At 61.4% G+C, this 13379-nt stretch carries 13 protein-coding genes; 3 read left to right on the forward strand and 10 right to left on the reverse strand.

Annotated features, from left to right (window positions below):
- Positions 1-68 precede the first annotated feature (68 nt).
- From murB to LIX91_RS03095, 10 genes are all read right to left on the reverse strand, one after another.
- Positions 69-1088 carry a UDP-N-acetylmuramate dehydrogenase gene (murB, locus tag LIX91_RS03050; RefSeq protein WP_046270564.1) on the reverse strand — a complete coding sequence of 340 codons (1020 nt, stop codon included), beginning with the start codon at positions 1086-1088 and terminating at the stop codon, positions 69-71.
- Between the two features lie 34 nt (positions 1089-1122).
- Positions 1123-1887, reverse strand: coding sequence for a 3-deoxy-manno-octulosonate cytidylyltransferase (gene kdsB / locus LIX91_RS03055; RefSeq protein ID WP_103688291.1), 765 nt, complete (start codon positions 1885-1887; stop codon positions 1123-1125).
- Positions 1884-2069: a Trm112 family protein gene (locus LIX91_RS03060; protein ID WP_002552679.1), complete on the reverse strand. Its 186-nt coding sequence runs from the start codon at positions 2067-2069 to the stop codon at positions 1884-1886. Before LIX91_RS03060 ends, kdsB begins: the two co-directional genes overlap by 4 nt.
- A gap of 17 nt (positions 2070-2086) precedes the next feature.
- Positions 2087-3082 (reverse strand): tetraacyldisaccharide 4'-kinase, encoded by a 996-nt coding sequence (gene lpxK / locus LIX91_RS03065; protein ID WP_226487958.1) that lies wholly within the window; start codon positions 3080-3082, stop codon positions 2087-2089.
- Positions 3082-3513 carry an ExbD/TolR family protein gene (locus LIX91_RS03070; RefSeq protein WP_003409582.1) on the reverse strand — a complete coding sequence of 144 codons (432 nt, stop codon included), beginning with the start codon at positions 3511-3513 and terminating at the stop codon, positions 3082-3084. The genes lpxK and LIX91_RS03070 overlap by 1 nt, the downstream gene beginning before the upstream one ends.
- On the reverse strand, positions 3510-4187 hold the full coding sequence (locus LIX91_RS03075) for a MotA/TolQ/ExbB proton channel family protein (protein WP_002552676.1): 678 nt from the start codon (positions 4185-4187) through the stop codon (positions 3510-3512). The genes LIX91_RS03070 and LIX91_RS03075 overlap by 4 nt, the downstream gene beginning before the upstream one ends.
- Before the next feature lie 81 nt (positions 4188-4268).
- Positions 4269-6485, reverse strand: a complete 2217-nt coding sequence (locus LIX91_RS03080; RefSeq protein ID WP_226487959.1) for a DNA internalization-related competence protein ComEC/Rec2 — start codon at positions 6483-6485, stop codon at positions 4269-4271.
- Between the two features lie 137 nt (positions 6486-6622).
- Entirely contained in the window at positions 6623-7411 is a 789-nt protein-coding gene (locus tag LIX91_RS03085) for an ABC transporter permease (protein ID WP_226487960.1), read from the reverse strand.
- Positions 7408-8340: an ABC transporter ATP-binding protein gene (locus LIX91_RS03090; protein ID WP_003317464.1), complete on the reverse strand. Its 933-nt coding sequence runs from the start codon at positions 8338-8340 to the stop codon at positions 7408-7410. The genes LIX91_RS03085 and LIX91_RS03090 overlap by 4 nt, the downstream gene beginning before the upstream one ends.
- 183 nt (positions 8341-8523) lie before the next feature.
- Positions 8524-9147, reverse strand: coding sequence for a glutathione S-transferase (locus LIX91_RS03095; RefSeq protein ID WP_226487961.1), 624 nt, complete (start codon positions 9145-9147; stop codon positions 8524-8526).
- Between the two features lie 162 nt (positions 9148-9309).
- Between LIX91_RS03095 and LIX91_RS03100 the strand changes: the two genes are divergently transcribed.
- The 3 genes from LIX91_RS03100 to LIX91_RS03110 all read left to right on the forward strand — a co-directional run bounded on the left by LIX91_RS03100 (position 9310) and on the right by LIX91_RS03110 (position 13287).
- The gene (locus LIX91_RS03100) at positions 9310-11757 is read left to right on the forward strand and encodes an acyl-CoA dehydrogenase (RefSeq protein ID WP_003415665.1); all 2448 of its coding nucleotides are present in this window, start codon (positions 9310-9312) and stop codon (positions 11755-11757) included.
- Between the two features lie 76 nt (positions 11758-11833).
- Positions 11834-12244: a PA2817 family protein gene (locus LIX91_RS03105; protein ID WP_003317460.1), complete on the forward strand. Its 411-nt coding sequence runs from the start codon at positions 11834-11836 to the stop codon at positions 12242-12244.
- A gap of 188 nt (positions 12245-12432) precedes the next feature.
- Complete coding sequence (locus tag LIX91_RS03110; protein ID WP_032698159.1) at positions 12433-13287, forward strand: pirin family protein; 855 nt, start codon at positions 12433-12435, stop codon at positions 13285-13287.
- The last annotated feature ends 92 nt before the right edge of the window (positions 13288-13379 follow it).

Here is a 13379-nt window from a genome sequence, read left to right on the forward strand (position 1 = left end):
CAATACGCGGCGCTTGATCTGATCTCTTCGCGAGCGAGCCCCCCCCACAAGAGACCCTTTCCAGGCTATCAGTAGAGGTTCGGCTCCATCTCCAGCTCGACACCAAAACGTTCGGCGATGTCGGTCTGGATACGGCGCGCCAGACTTAGCAACTGCAAGCCACTGGCCTGCCCATAGTTGACCAGCACCAGCGACTGGAGCTTGTGCACGCCAGCATCACCATCGCGATACCCCTTCCAGCCCGCCTGCTCGATCAGCCACCCGGCCGCCAGCTTCACCCGGCCATCGTCCTGCGGGTAGCCGACCACGCCTGGGTGCCGCTGTTTGATCGTCGCGTACAGTTCGGCAGCGATGATCGGGTTTTTGAAGAAACTGCCGGCATTGCCCAGCACCGCGGGGTCAGGCAGCTTTTCGCTGCGAATGGCGCAGATCGCACGGCTGACATCGAACGGCGTCGGCTGATCGATACCCTGCTCGTCGAGACGCTGACGAACCGGGCCATATTCGAGGTGCAGGCGAGCTACGCGACTGAGCTTGAAACGCACGCGCAGGATCAACCAGCGCGCGACCTGATGCTTGAACACGCTGTCGCGGTAGCCGAACGCACAGTCCTGCAGAGAAAACTCGCGCAATTCGCCGGTTTCACGATCCAGCGCAGTCAGGCTATGGAAGACATCCTTGATCTCGACGCCATAAGCACCGATGTTCTGCATGGGTGCCGCGCCAACGGTGCCTGGGATCAGACTGAGGTTTTCCAGCCCCGCCAGCCCCAGCTCCAGACAGGACTGCACGAACGGATGCCAGGGCTCGCCGGCCTCGGCTTCGACAATCGACTCGAGACAGTCCTCGTGCACGATGCGAATGCCGCGGCTGGCCATGCGCACCACCAGTGACTGCACGTCAGCGCTGAGCAGCAGGTTGCTGCCACCGCCAATCACCAGCAGTGGCACATCGTGCTCGGCCGAATAAGCCAGCGCCTCGCGAACGTCATCATCGCTATGCGCTTCGGCAAATAACCGGGCTTGCACATCAACACCGAACGTATTGAACGGCTTGAGGGAAATCGCGGACTGCACCTGCAAGGTCATACCCTCGCCTTCCCGGACCACTGGACGAAGCGCATCAACCCTCCAGCAAGCGCCTTACGCGCTCTAGGTCTTCGGGCGTATCGACGCCACCGGGTGGCGCTTCGAGCGCGTCGGCAACGTGAATCCGCACGCCATTCCACAGCGCACGCAATTGTTCCAGGCTTTCGGTGTTTTCCAGCCAGCACGGCCCCCAACTGACGAAGTCATGCAGGAAGCCCGCACGGTAGGCGTAGATACCGATGTGCCGACGATAAGGCACGCCGGCAGGCAACTGGTCGCGGTTTGCTGCGAGCGCATCGCGTGCCCACGGCAAGGGAGCCCGGCTGAACGTCAGCGCCAGGCCGTTGATGTCCGCAGCCACCTTGACGATGTTGGGGTTGAACAACGCGGCCACGTCGTCGATAGGCTCGGCCAGCGTAGACATGCCGGCTTCGGGATGGGCGGCCAGATTGGACGCCACCTGATCGATCACCGCAGGCGGGATCATCGGCTCGTCGCCCTGCACATTGACCACAATCGCGTCAGCCGCCAGGCCCAATTGCGCAGCCACCTCAGCCAGACGATCGGTACCGGAGTTGTGATCGTTGCGCGTCAGCAGCACTTCGGCACCAAAAGCCTGACAGGCTTCGACAATGCGTGCATCGTCAGTGGCAATCACCACGCGTTCGGCGCTGCTCTTGCAGGCCTGCTCCCAGACCAGCTGAACCATGGGTTTGCCGGCAATGGTTTTCAGCGGCTTGCCCGGAAAGCGGCTGGAGCCATAGCGCGCGGGAATGACAACGGTAAACGCTGCGGTCATTTTTCCAGCCGCTCGTCGGTGCTCAGGGTGCGAGCTTCGCTTTCGAGCATCACCGGGATGCCGTCGCGCACCGGATAGGCAAGACCTGCGCCCTTGCTGATCAGCTCGGTCTTGTCGGCGCTGAGCTTCAATGGTCCCTTGCAGACGGGGCAAGCGAGGATATCGAGTAGTTTGGTGTCCATAGGAGATCCTGAAGCAATCATGGAGAAAGACGTAGCAGTTGCTGGTCGAACCAACCGACAAAGGCATCGGAAGGTACTGCATCCACTGCCAGATACCACCAGTCATCAGCGGCAAAGGCACGACATTTAACCGCATCCTTTTCGGTCATGACCAAGGGCAGCGCGGGGGTAAATGTCAGCGCCTCGGCACTGTAGACAGCATGGTCGGCGAATGCGTGAGTCACCGGCCGCCAGTGTAATCCTTCGAGGGTATTGAAGAAACGTTGGGGATTGCCGATTCCGGCGACCGCATGCAGCGCCTGCCCGGCCGGAAAATAATCCACCGGCTGACGTTCGCCACTGCGCAGATTGATCAGTGCCGAAGGCTTGAGCCTGAAGGCGTAGCCATCGTCCCTGTCAGCCGTCGCGCCGTTATAAAGCAGGGCGTCGACACTGCTCAGCCGCTCGACCGGTTCGCGCAATGGCCCGGCCGGCAGACAACGGCGATTGCCCAGACCACGGGCGGCATCGATCAGCACCAGTTCCAGGTCGCGGGCCAGACGGTAGTGCTGCAAGCCGTCGTCGGAAAGAATCACATCCAGCGGTTCGGCAGCGAGCAAGGCCTGTACGGCGCGACTGCGATCCGGATCGATCATCAGCGGCACGCCGCAGCGCTGCACGATGAGCAGGGGCTCGTCCCCTGCCTCGCTGGCACTTTGTTCAGGCAGGACGCGCCACGGCAGGCTTGGCGGCTTGGCGCCGTAACCACGGCTGACCACACCGACACGCAGGCCGCTACGGCGGCAGTGCTCGATCATCCAGAGAATCAACGGCGTCTTGCCAGTGCCACCGACGGTGATATTACCCACCACGATGACCGGCACCGGCGCGCGATAGATATCACCCTCGCCCGCCAGAAACCGTGCCCGTTTGCGCTCTACGACACGCCGGTAAAGGCCCTCGAGCGGGCGCAACAGCGTCAGCGCAGGGTGGCCCTTGTACCAGGCATCGAGCAAACGGTCAGTGAATGCCATCAGTTAGCCGGTGTGGCCTCGACGGTGGTCATGCGCAGATGACTGAAGCCCAGCTTGCCCGCCGCATCCATGGCCGTGATGACCGACTGGTGCGGGGTCTTGCCGTCGGCGCTGATCGACAGCGGCAAGCTGGTATCGCCCGCCGACTCGCGCTGCAGCGCCTCGATCAGCGTCGCCAGATCGTTTTTCGGCAACAACTGATTGTTCAGCGAGAAAATCCCGTCGGCGTTGATGGCTATGTCCAGCTGTTTGGCGCTGGCGTCCACGTCCGGCGTTCCGGTAACGGCCTGTGGCAGATCGACCCGCAACTGGGTTTCGCGAGTGAAGGTGGTCGTCACAATGAAGAACAGCAGCAGGATGAACACCACATCAATCAGAGAGACCAGATTGATGTCGATGTTTTCCCGGGGTCTGCGACGGCGAAATTTCACTTCTTCTTGCCCCCGCCCGCTCTGGCCAGCGACTTGAGATCGATCTTGGCGTCGATCAGATCGACATCGCGGTCGCCCTGCACCACTTCAACCAGACGAATGGCCTGTTGTTCCATGCCGACCACCAGCTCATCAACGCGGCTCTGCAGAAAGCGATGAAAGAAGATCGCCGGGATCGCGACGATAAGACCCGACGCCGTACAGATCAGCGCCTTGGAAATACCACCTGCCAGCACGCCGGCGTTGGCGGTGGCCCCGGAGCTGTTGAACGAGCCGAAGATATCGATCATGCCCAGCACGGTGCCCAGCAAACCAAGCAACGGCGCCATGGCAGCGATCGAGCCCAGTGCGCTGAGGTAGCGCTCCAGCTCATGAATGACCCGGGCGGCGGCTTCTTCGATGCACTCCTTCATGATCTCGCGACCATGCCTGGAATTGGCCAGACCTGCGGCCAGGATTTCACCCAGCGGCGAGTCAGCGCGCAGCTGCTTGAGTTTTTCGCCGTCCAGTTTCTTTTCCTGAATCCACTGCCAGACCTGCCCGAGCAGGTGCGGTGGCGTGATACGGCTGGCACGCAACGTCCACAGGCGCTCGATGATGATGCCGGCGGCGGCGATGGAGCTCAGAATAATCGGCAGCATCATCCAGCCGCCAGATTTGACCAGTTCCCACACAGTGATCACTCCCTCGAAAAATTGGCGCCACTCTACCATAGGGTCGCCAAGTGCCGAACGCCGAGATCGATATCCATTCACTCAATCACGCCAAAAGCGCCGTTGCGCACGCTCGGCTTGCGGCGCTCCGAACGTACCCAGTTGCAGACGCACAGCGCCCAGCTCGGCACTGTCGTAACTGGCGATGCCCAAGCCTCGATAGCGCGCCATGACCAACGGGTGCGGGTGACCGAACGTATTGTTGCGACCGCGGGAAATCAGCACGCCAACCGGTGCCACTGCGCGAAGAAATGCTTTGGACGACGAGGTCCGGCTGCCGTGATGTGGCGACTGCAACCAGTGAGCACGCAGGTCGAACCCGCTGTCGATTGCCGCGCGCTCGGCGCTCACGTCGATATCGCCCGCCAGCAGCAGACGCTCGCCCCTGGCGTCAACGCTGAGGATGCAGGAGGCTGGATTGCCATTAGGCCCTTGCTCCCAGCGCCACGTGGAAAACACCACGCCATCCCACTCCCAGCGTGCACCGCTCTCGCACAATCGGGCGTCGAGTTGCGGCGCGAGTCTGGCCAGCTCGCCGCCCAGCACCCGGCTCACCGGAAAGGCCTGATGAACCGCTGCTGCGCCGCCGGCATGGTCTGCGTCGGAATGGCTGATCAACATCAGGTCAAGATGGCGAACACCCGCCTTGCGCATGGCGGGCACGACCACGCGCTGACCGATATCGAACTCACCGAAACGCGGACCTGCGTCATACAGGAGGGTGTGATTGCGGGTGCGCAGGAGAATCGCCAGGCCCTGCCCCACATCCAGTTGCAACACGTCTACCTGACCTTCAGTCACTGATTCGAGCGGCGGAAAAACGCACAGCAACAGCAACGGCCAGCCCAGCGGACGCATGGGCACACCCTTGGGCAGCAACAAGAGCAAGGCCCCGAGCAAACTCAACCACCATGCCCAGACCGGCACCGCAGTGGGCAGCCAGGCCGGCAATGCTGCAGCCACCGCGCCGAGGAACACGAACAGCCACTGCAGCGCCCCGCCCGCCAGCCACAGCAGACCTTCCCCGACCACAGGGACTGGCAGCAACAGCGTTCCGAGCAATGCCGGAGGCAGGACGATCACGCTGACCCAAGGCACGGCAAGCAGGTTGGCAAACGGGCCGCTGAGGCTGATCGGCAGGTTGAGCGCCAGCAGAATCGGCAACAAGCCGACGGCGATCAGCCATTGCGCCCGTGTCCAGCTCTGCCACCAGCGCCAGGCGCCGAGACGCCCGCTGAAAATCAGGATCAGAATGCCGACCGCCGCGAAGGACAGCCAGAAACCCGGCTGCAGCGTCACCAGCGGCTCGAAGATCAGCACCGCGTTGAAGGACAGCAACAAGGGCCAGACCACGCCCAGGTGCCGAAAACGCAAGCGCCACAGCAGCACCATCGCGACCATCACACAGGCGCGCCGGACTGGCACCTCGAAACCGGCCAGCAGTCCATAGCCCAGTGCAGCGCTGAACGCCAGTGCACACGCCCACGGCAGCCAGGGCAAAGAGCGTGGCCACAGCCCCCAGCGCGCCAGCCCTGCGACCAAAGCGTAAATCACCCCGGCCAGCAAACCGATGTGCTGGCCGGAAATGACCAGCAGATGCACAGTGCCGGTATCCTGCAACACCTGCCAGTCGGTACTCGATAGCCCTGATCCATCGCCCAGCACCAGCGCTGCCAGACCGCCCTCCCGGCCCTGCGCATCGACCGCCAGCAGGCGCTGACGAATCGCGTCGCGCCAGGCGGCACGCGCGGGTGCCAATAGCTGACCATCCACCACCGTGCCAGTCGCACCGATGCGCTGCGCCAGCAGCCAGGCCTCATAGTCGAAAGCATCCGGATTGACCAGCCCGGACGGTCGCTTGAGTTTGACCGCCATGCGCCAGCGCTCGCCGCTGTTCACCGGCTGGCCGCCGTACCAGGCCACCCGGATTCGTACGGGCAACTTGGCGCGTCGTGACCAGGCGCCTTCCAGCTCGAAACGCACCACACCTTCGGCGACACTCGGCAAACCGACCACTTTGCCTTGCACCCACAGCGTCTGACCATCCAGACGCGGCGCCAACCGGTCACTCAGCGCCCACTGCGCCGACACGCAGGCCCAAGTGAAACCGAGCAGGAACAACGCCAGTGGATAGGTACGGAACGGCAGCAGCATCAACGCCAGTATCGGCATCAGCAGCAATAGCCAGGTCGGCGGCAGCGCCGGTAGAAAACGCAGGGCAAGCAGCCCGAGCGCGAGCGCGATCATCCCTGTGCGCATGACGGTTCCTTGCAGCGGAAAGCCTCAAGAATCAGTGCACTGGGGAAATGTCGGAAGAGGTGGTGTGTTGCAGAATCTGAACGGCCGGTCCCGGCCAACGCTCGACCCGCCAGCCTGGCGGGTCGAAAGCCAATGTGTTACTGACGCATACCGCGACCGCTCACCAGCAACCTGGCGCAGCCGATATACAGCACGAAGGTCGCCACGATCATGAACGCCAGAGCGATGCTGATCTTGATGTCAGAGACGCCCAGAATGCCGTAACGGAAGGCATTGACCATGTGCAGGACCGGGTTGGCCAGCGACACGGTCTGCCAGAACGGCGGCAACAGGTTGATCGAGTAGAACACGCCGCCCAGGTAGGTCAGCGGGGTCAGGACGAAGGTCGGAATGATCGAGATGTCATCGAAGTTGCGCGCAAACACAGCATTGATGAAGCCCAGCAGCGAGAAAATCGTCGCGGTCAGCACCACCACCAGGATGGTCACGCCCAAGTGGTGCACTTGCAGGTCGGTGAAAAACATCGACAGCATGGTGACGATGAAACCGACCATCAGACCACGCAACACACCGCCCAGGGTGTAACCGACCAGAATGGTGTGCGGCGAGACCGGCGACACCATCAGCTCTTCGATGGAGTGCTGAAACTTGGCACCGAAGAAGCTCGACACCACGTTGCCGTAGGAGTTGGTGATCACTGACATCATGATCAGCCCCGGCACGATGTACTGCATGTAGGTAAAGCCGCCCATGTCACCGATCTGGCGACCGATGAGGTTACCGAAGATGACGAAGTACAGAACCATGGTGATGGCTGGCGGCAGCAGGGTCTGCGGCCAGATCCGCATGAAGCGGTGCACTTCACGGTAGACGATGGTTTTCAGGGCAATCAGGTTGGGGCGCAACTCGCCGCTGGCTACGGTCATACCGCCACCTTCGCGAGGTTTTTTTCCACCAGGGACACAAACAACTCCTCAAGGCGATTGGATTTATTACGCAGGCTCAAGACTTCGATGTTCTGGAAGGCCAACTGGCTGAACAGCGCAGTGATGCCGACGTTCTTGTCGACCTGCACTTCCAGGGTGTGGCTGTCGAGCAGGCGGCAAGGGAAACCGGGCAATTGTGGCGCGGTTTGCCAGGAGGCCTTGAGATCGAGCACGAACGTCTCGACGGTCAACGTGCTGAGCAGCTGCTTCATGCCGGTGTTCTGCACGATCACCCCGTGGTCGATGATGCCGATGTTGCGGCACAGCTGTTCAGCCTCTTCCAGATAGTGCGTGGTGAGGATGATGGTGATGCCTTTGCTGTTCAGCTCGGTCAGAAAGGTCCACATCGAACGGCGCAACTCGATGTCCACGCCTGCGGTGGGTTCGTCGAGGATCAGCAGGCGCGGCTCGTGAATCAGCGCACGGGCTATCATCAGACGCCGCTTCATGCCGCCGGACAGCGAACGTGAAGGCACATCGCGCTTTTCCCACAGCCCCAGTTGCGTCAGGTACTGCTCGGCGCGCTCCTTGGCGATTTTCGCCGGGATGCCGTAGTAGCCCGCCTGAGTGACGACGATGTCCAGGGTCTTCTCGAACTGGTTGAAGTTGAACTCCTGCGGCACGACACCGATGCAACGCTTGAGCGCAGCAGGCTCGCGATCCAGGTCGTGGCCAAAGATGTTCACCGTACCGCTGGTCTTGTTGACCAGTGTCGAGATGATGCCGATGGTGGTGGATTTGCCAGCGCCGTTGGGGCCCAGCAAAGCGAAGAAATCACCTTCGGCGACGTCCAGATCGATGCCATTCAAGGCCTGGAAACCGTTGCCGTAGGTTTTGGTTAACTGCCGAATGGACAGAGCGGAAGACATATCGGGAAAGGTACTCATCAGAAAAAGGAATTGAAGATGACTGTCACCAGCCGCCTGCCGTGACGACCCAGCCGCGCAATGGTGCTCGGCTGCGCCGTTCAAGTACAGACACATCTGTTAATAGTAAATATCGAGCGCCGGACATGCACCCGATCAGCCCTTTCACCTGCTCACATCACATGCTCAGGTCAGGGGGGTCATGACCGCCTTGCGATAAGCCGGGCGCGTCTTGAGACGCTCATACCAGGCTTGGAGGTGAGGCAGCGGCGGACGTTCAATCGGCATTTCAAACCAGCCGTAGGCAAAGCATCCCAAGGGAATATCGCCCATGCCGAACGCATCGCCAGACAGATAGGGCTGTCGCAACAGCGCCTCGTCGGCCACCAGCAGCAGGCTGTGCAGCGTCTTGATGCCTTGCTCGATGGCTGGCCAGTCCTGCTTGTCGGCCGGCGTGCGCACCACGCCCCAGAACACCGGGCTGAACGGCGCGGCGATGGTCGAGGTGGTCCAGTCCATCCATTTGTCTGCGTTGGCGCGGGCCTGCAGGTCTGCGGGGTATAAATCAGAATCGGGGGCATGGCGGGCGGCCAGATAGCGCACGATGGCGTTGGACTCCCACATCACGAAGTCGCCGTCTTCGATCATCGGAATCCGGCCGTTGGGGTTTTTCGCGCGATAGGCCGCTTCGTTGACCAGGCCGAATGCACCACCGGCGTCCTGCGTCTCGTAGGGCACGCCCACTTCCTCGGCAATCCAGAGTGCCTTGCGCACATTGCTGGAATTCTTCCGCCCCCAGATCTTGAGCATTGCGTTCCCCTCGCACTCGCTGATAAATAAAGGCTCACAGTCTACCCCGAAGCGGCGGCAACTTACTCGTCAACCAGGGGTCACTATCGATGTCGCCCCACCACTGCCTGGCGACCAGTTCTTGATCGCTGCCACAGCGGCGGTCATCACGGAGGAATACTTATGCTGTTGTTGTGGATTGTTGTGCTGGTCGTCGGCATTGCCTGGCTGGCTCATCGGCGAACCGCCCCGCTCCCGGCGCTTGGCGTGGTAGCTGTCTACCTGCTGGCCATGGGCATTTTCAGTCACGCGCCAGGATGGCTGCTGACAGTGTTCTGGTTGCTCTGGCTGGCAGTGTTCATACCGGTAATGCTGCCCGATCTGCGCCGCAAGCATTTCACTGCGCCGATGTTCAGCTGGTTTCAAAAAGTCCTGCCGCCAATGTCGCAAACCGAGCGTGATGCGATCGATGCCGGCACGGTCTGGTGGGATGGCGAGCTGTTCAGCGGTCGCCCGGACTGGGATAAGCTGCTGGCCTACCCGAAAGTCCAGCTGACCGAAGAGGAACAGGCCTTTATCGACGGGCCGACCGAAGAACTCTGCGCGATGGTCAGCGACTGGGAAATCGGCCAGGCCATGGACCTGCCGCCTGAAGCCTGGGCGCACATGAAAGCGCACGGCTTCTTCGCGCTGATCATTCCCAAGGAATTCGGTGGCAAGGGCTTCTCCGCCTACGCCCACTCTCAGGTGGCCATGAAGCTGGCCACCCGCAGCGGCGACCTGGCCTCCACAGTGATGGTACCCAACTCCCTCGGCCCGGCTGAATTGCTGCTGCATTACGGCACCGACGAGCAACGCAATCATTACCTGCCACGTCTGGCACGCGGTGAAGACATTCCCTGCTTCGCGCTGACCGGTCCGCTGGCCGGTTCCGATGCAGGTGCGATGACCGACACCGGGATCATCTGCAAAGGTCAGTGGCAGGGTGAAGAAGTCATCGGCCTGCGCCTGACCTGGGAAAAACGCTACATCACCCTCGGCCCGGTCGCGACCCTGCTCGGTCTGGCTTTCAAGGCCCACGACCCTGAGCACCTGCTCGGCGAAAAAGAAGATCTGGGCATCAGCCTGGCGCTGATTCCGACCGAGACGCCCGGCGTGGAAATCGGCCGCCGTCACCTGCCTCTGGGCGCAGCGTTCATGAACGGCCCCAATTCGGGCAAGGACGTGTTCATCCCGCTGAGCTACTTGATCGGTGGTCAGCCGATGCTGGGCAAGGGCTGGATGATGCTGATGAACTGCCTGTCGGTGGGTCGTTCGATCTCGCTGCCGGCCGTCGGCACCGGCGCTGCCAAGTACACCAGCCTGGTTACTGGCCAGTACGCGAAGGTGCGTGAGCAGTTCAACGTGCCTATCTCGGCATTCGAAGGCATCCAGGAAGCGCTGGCGCGTATCGGCGGCAATGCCTGGCTGATGGACAGTGCGCGCATGCTGACGGCCAATGCGGTCGATCTGGGCGAGAAGCCATCGGTGCTCTCGGCGATCCTCAAGTACCACCTGACAGAGCGTGGCCGCGAGTGTATCGGTCACGCCATGGACGTGCATGGCGGCAAGGGCATCATCATGGGCCCGAACAATTACCTGGGTCGCAACTGGCAAGGCGCGCCGATCTTCATCACCGTCGAGGGCGCCAACATCCTCTCGCGCAACCTGATGATCTTCGGCCAGGGCGCGATTCGCTGCCATCCTTTCGTGCTCAAGGAAATGGCCTTGGCCGGGCGTGAGGACAAACAGCAGGCGCTGATCGAGTTTGACAGCCTGCTGCTCAAACACATCGGTTTTGCGGTGAGCAATGCCGCCAGCACCTTCATCCTCAACCTGGGCTTCGGTCATTTCGAAAGAGCGCCGGGCAACGGCCTCAGCCAGGGCTACTTCCGCGCGCTTAACCGCCAGGCAGCCGCGTTCGCGATGCTCGCCGACTTGAGCATGATGCTGCTGGGTGGCGAACTGAAACGCCGCGAACGCCTGTCGGCCCGCCTGGGTGACGTGCTCAGCCATATGTACCTGGCCTCGGCGGCGCTCAAGCGTTATCACGACCTCGGATCGCCAGACCACATGAGCCCCTTGTTCCGCTGGGCCATGGAAGAAAGCCTGGGGCATTCGGAACGTGCGATGGACGAGATCCTCAGCAACTTTCCCAACCGCATACTGGGCGGGGTGCTGCGTGCCGTAGTGTTCCCGTTCGGTCGCCGGCACAAGGGGCCGTCGGACAGACTGGATGCCGAAGTTGCCCAGGTACTGGGCCGCGCCAAGGGCGATCCGACGCTGGAAGAGTTGCTGGCAGGCTGCTATCGCCCGCAATCGGCAGACGATCCGGTCGGCGCACTGCAACAGGCCATCGACCTGCTCAGCGCTGCGTATCCGCTGCACAAGAAGCTGCAAGTGGCAATCAAGAGTGGTCAGGTCAAGCCGGACGCTGGCGAGCCTGTCATCGACGCCGCGCTACGCATCGGTGTGTTGCAGGCCGACGAAGCGCAGACCCTGCGTACCGCCGAGGCAGCCCGCCGCAAGGTGATCGATGTGGATGATTTCGACAAGGAAGAGCTGACCCTGGCAGCCGGCAAGATTCGCTGATAGTCAGGTCGCACCACACAGCAGGCGCGTAGAGCTTTATACTCTCGCGCCTGTTTTTGCATTTGAGGATTACCCAATGGCCGACGCCACTCTCGATCACCAACTTGGCCTGCTGGCACACCTGCGCAGCATTCTGGTCGCGCTGGGCGAGGCCGAGCAGGTTCCGGAAGAAAGCCACGCGCTGTTCATGGAGCGTTTCGACGAACTGGTCGAGCTGCTGCCGCAGGATCCCATCGAAAGCCAGTACCTGGGTCAGGACATCCTCTGCCAGGTCATCCAGCGCTACCCGCAAATCGCGCACCTGGTACCGCGCGACTTGCTGTGGTTCTTCGCCGGAGACTGCCTGCATTTCATGCCGGATGATGAAATCGAGCTGTATCAGGCGCTGGAAGAACGCCGCTACGAAGCCGAGCAGAACGAAGAACCGTTCGACTGGAATCAGGAGAAACAGCTGCTGAGCATGTCGACACAGGGCAGCAAGCACTGAGCATTCCCTACTTCAAGCCTGCTCCGGAGGTCATCCGGGCAGGTGGCCAGTCAACCCGCGCCAATGCGCCATACCGTGCTAACCATCGATTAATACGATAATTCTGTCCTGCCATTCGAATAAATTTATCGAATAAACAGGTATACCATGACACTTCGTATCACCTGATAAGGAGTGCTCTCTCTCCCATGACTCAATTTCGTAAAGTCCTGTCCATTCAAACGGGTCAACCAGCGTCCGATGGCGCGGGCGTCAAGCTGACGCGTGTTTTTGGCGGGCGTGGCGTGGAGCAGTTCGACCCTTTTCTGATGCTGGACGAGTTCGGGTCGGACAAGCCGGATGACTACATCGCCGGCTTTCCACCTCACCCGCACCGGGGCTTCGAAACGGTGACCTACATGCTTGAAGGCCGTATGCGTCATGAAGACCATATGGGCAATGTCGGCCTTCTGCAGGGCGGCGGTGTGCAGTGGATGACTGCGGCACGCGGGATCATTCACAGCGAAATGCCTGAACAGGAAGAAGGCACCATGCGCGGCTTTCAGCTGTGGCTGAACCTGCCGGGCAAGAACAAGCTGAGCGATGCCAGCTACCAGGACATCCAGCCGGAAAACGTTCCGAGTGTGACCACTCAGGCCGGTGTGCAGGTGGTGGTATTGGCCGGGCATTTCGACGATGGCCAGATTCGCCAGGCCGGGGCGGTACAGCGCCCGGACACCGAGCCGTTGTACTTTGACTTTGATATGCCTGCCGGCAGCCGTATCAGCCCGCACGTACCCGAAGGGCACCTTGTGCTGCTGTACGTCTATGAAGGCAGTGTCGAGCTGGAAGGCAGCACCCAGCCGATCGGTAAACGCCAAATGGCACGCCTGTCCGACAGCGGTGAGGTGCAGATCAGCAGCGCCGCTGGTGCGCGGCTGTTACTGATTGCAGGCAAGCCGTTGCGTGAGCCGATCGTGCAATACGGCCCCTTCGTGATGAACACCAAGGAAGAGATCGAGCAGGCGATTCGTGACTTCCGGGAAGATCGTCTGACGGCGTGAAACCGGTTCAAGCCGTCAGACTCCCCTTCGTCTGTACTGGCCCCTTCACCGGCAAGGCAAATCGCCTTGCCGGTTTCAGAGCAGATACGAGC

This window comes from Pseudomonas sp. B20 (assembly GCF_020515755.1).
Classification (GTDB): Bacteria; Pseudomonadota; Gammaproteobacteria; order Pseudomonadales; family Pseudomonadaceae; genus Aquipseudomonas; species Aquipseudomonas syringae.

Excerpts from the sequence above, each read along its gene's own strand:
- LIX91_RS03060 (WP_002552679.1), bottom strand. The coding sequence starts at position 2,069 with ATGGACACCAAACTACTCGATATCCTCGCTTGCCCCGTCTGCAAGGGA.
- LIX91_RS03090 (WP_003317464.1), bottom strand. The coding sequence starts at position 8,340 with ATGTCTTCCGCTCTGTCCATTCGGCAGTTAACCAAAACCTACGGCAAC.
- LIX91_RS03080 (WP_226487959.1), bottom strand. The coding sequence starts at position 6,485 with ATGCGCACAGGGATGATCGCGCTCGCGCTCGGGCTGCTTGCCCTGCGT.
- LIX91_RS03100 (WP_003415665.1), top strand. The coding sequence starts at position 9,310 with ATGCTGTTGTTGTGGATTGTTGTGCTGGTCGTCGGCATTGCCTGGCTG.
- LIX91_RS03110 (WP_032698159.1), top strand. The coding sequence starts at position 12,433 with ATGACTCAATTTCGTAAAGTCCTGTCCATTCAAACGGGTCAACCAGCG.
- LIX91_RS03085 (WP_226487960.1), bottom strand. The coding sequence starts at position 7,411 with ATGACCGTAGCCAGCGGCGAGTTGCGCCCCAACCTGATTGCCCTGAAA.
- LIX91_RS03095 (WP_226487961.1), bottom strand. The coding sequence starts at position 9,147 with ATGCTCAAGATCTGGGGGCGGAAGAATTCCAGCAATGTGCGCAAGGCA.
- kdsB (WP_103688291.1), bottom strand. The coding sequence starts at position 1,887 with ATGACCGCAGCGTTTACCGTTGTCATTCCCGCGCGCTATGGCTCCAGC.
- LIX91_RS03105 (WP_003317460.1), top strand. The coding sequence starts at position 11,834 with ATGGCCGACGCCACTCTCGATCACCAACTTGGCCTGCTGGCACACCTG.
- murB (WP_046270564.1), bottom strand. The coding sequence starts at position 1,088 with ATGACCTTGCAGGTGCAGTCCGCGATTTCCCTCAAGCCGTTCAATACG.
- lpxK (WP_226487958.1), bottom strand. The coding sequence starts at position 3,082 with ATGGCATTCACTGACCGTTTGCTCGATGCCTGGTACAAGGGCCACCCT.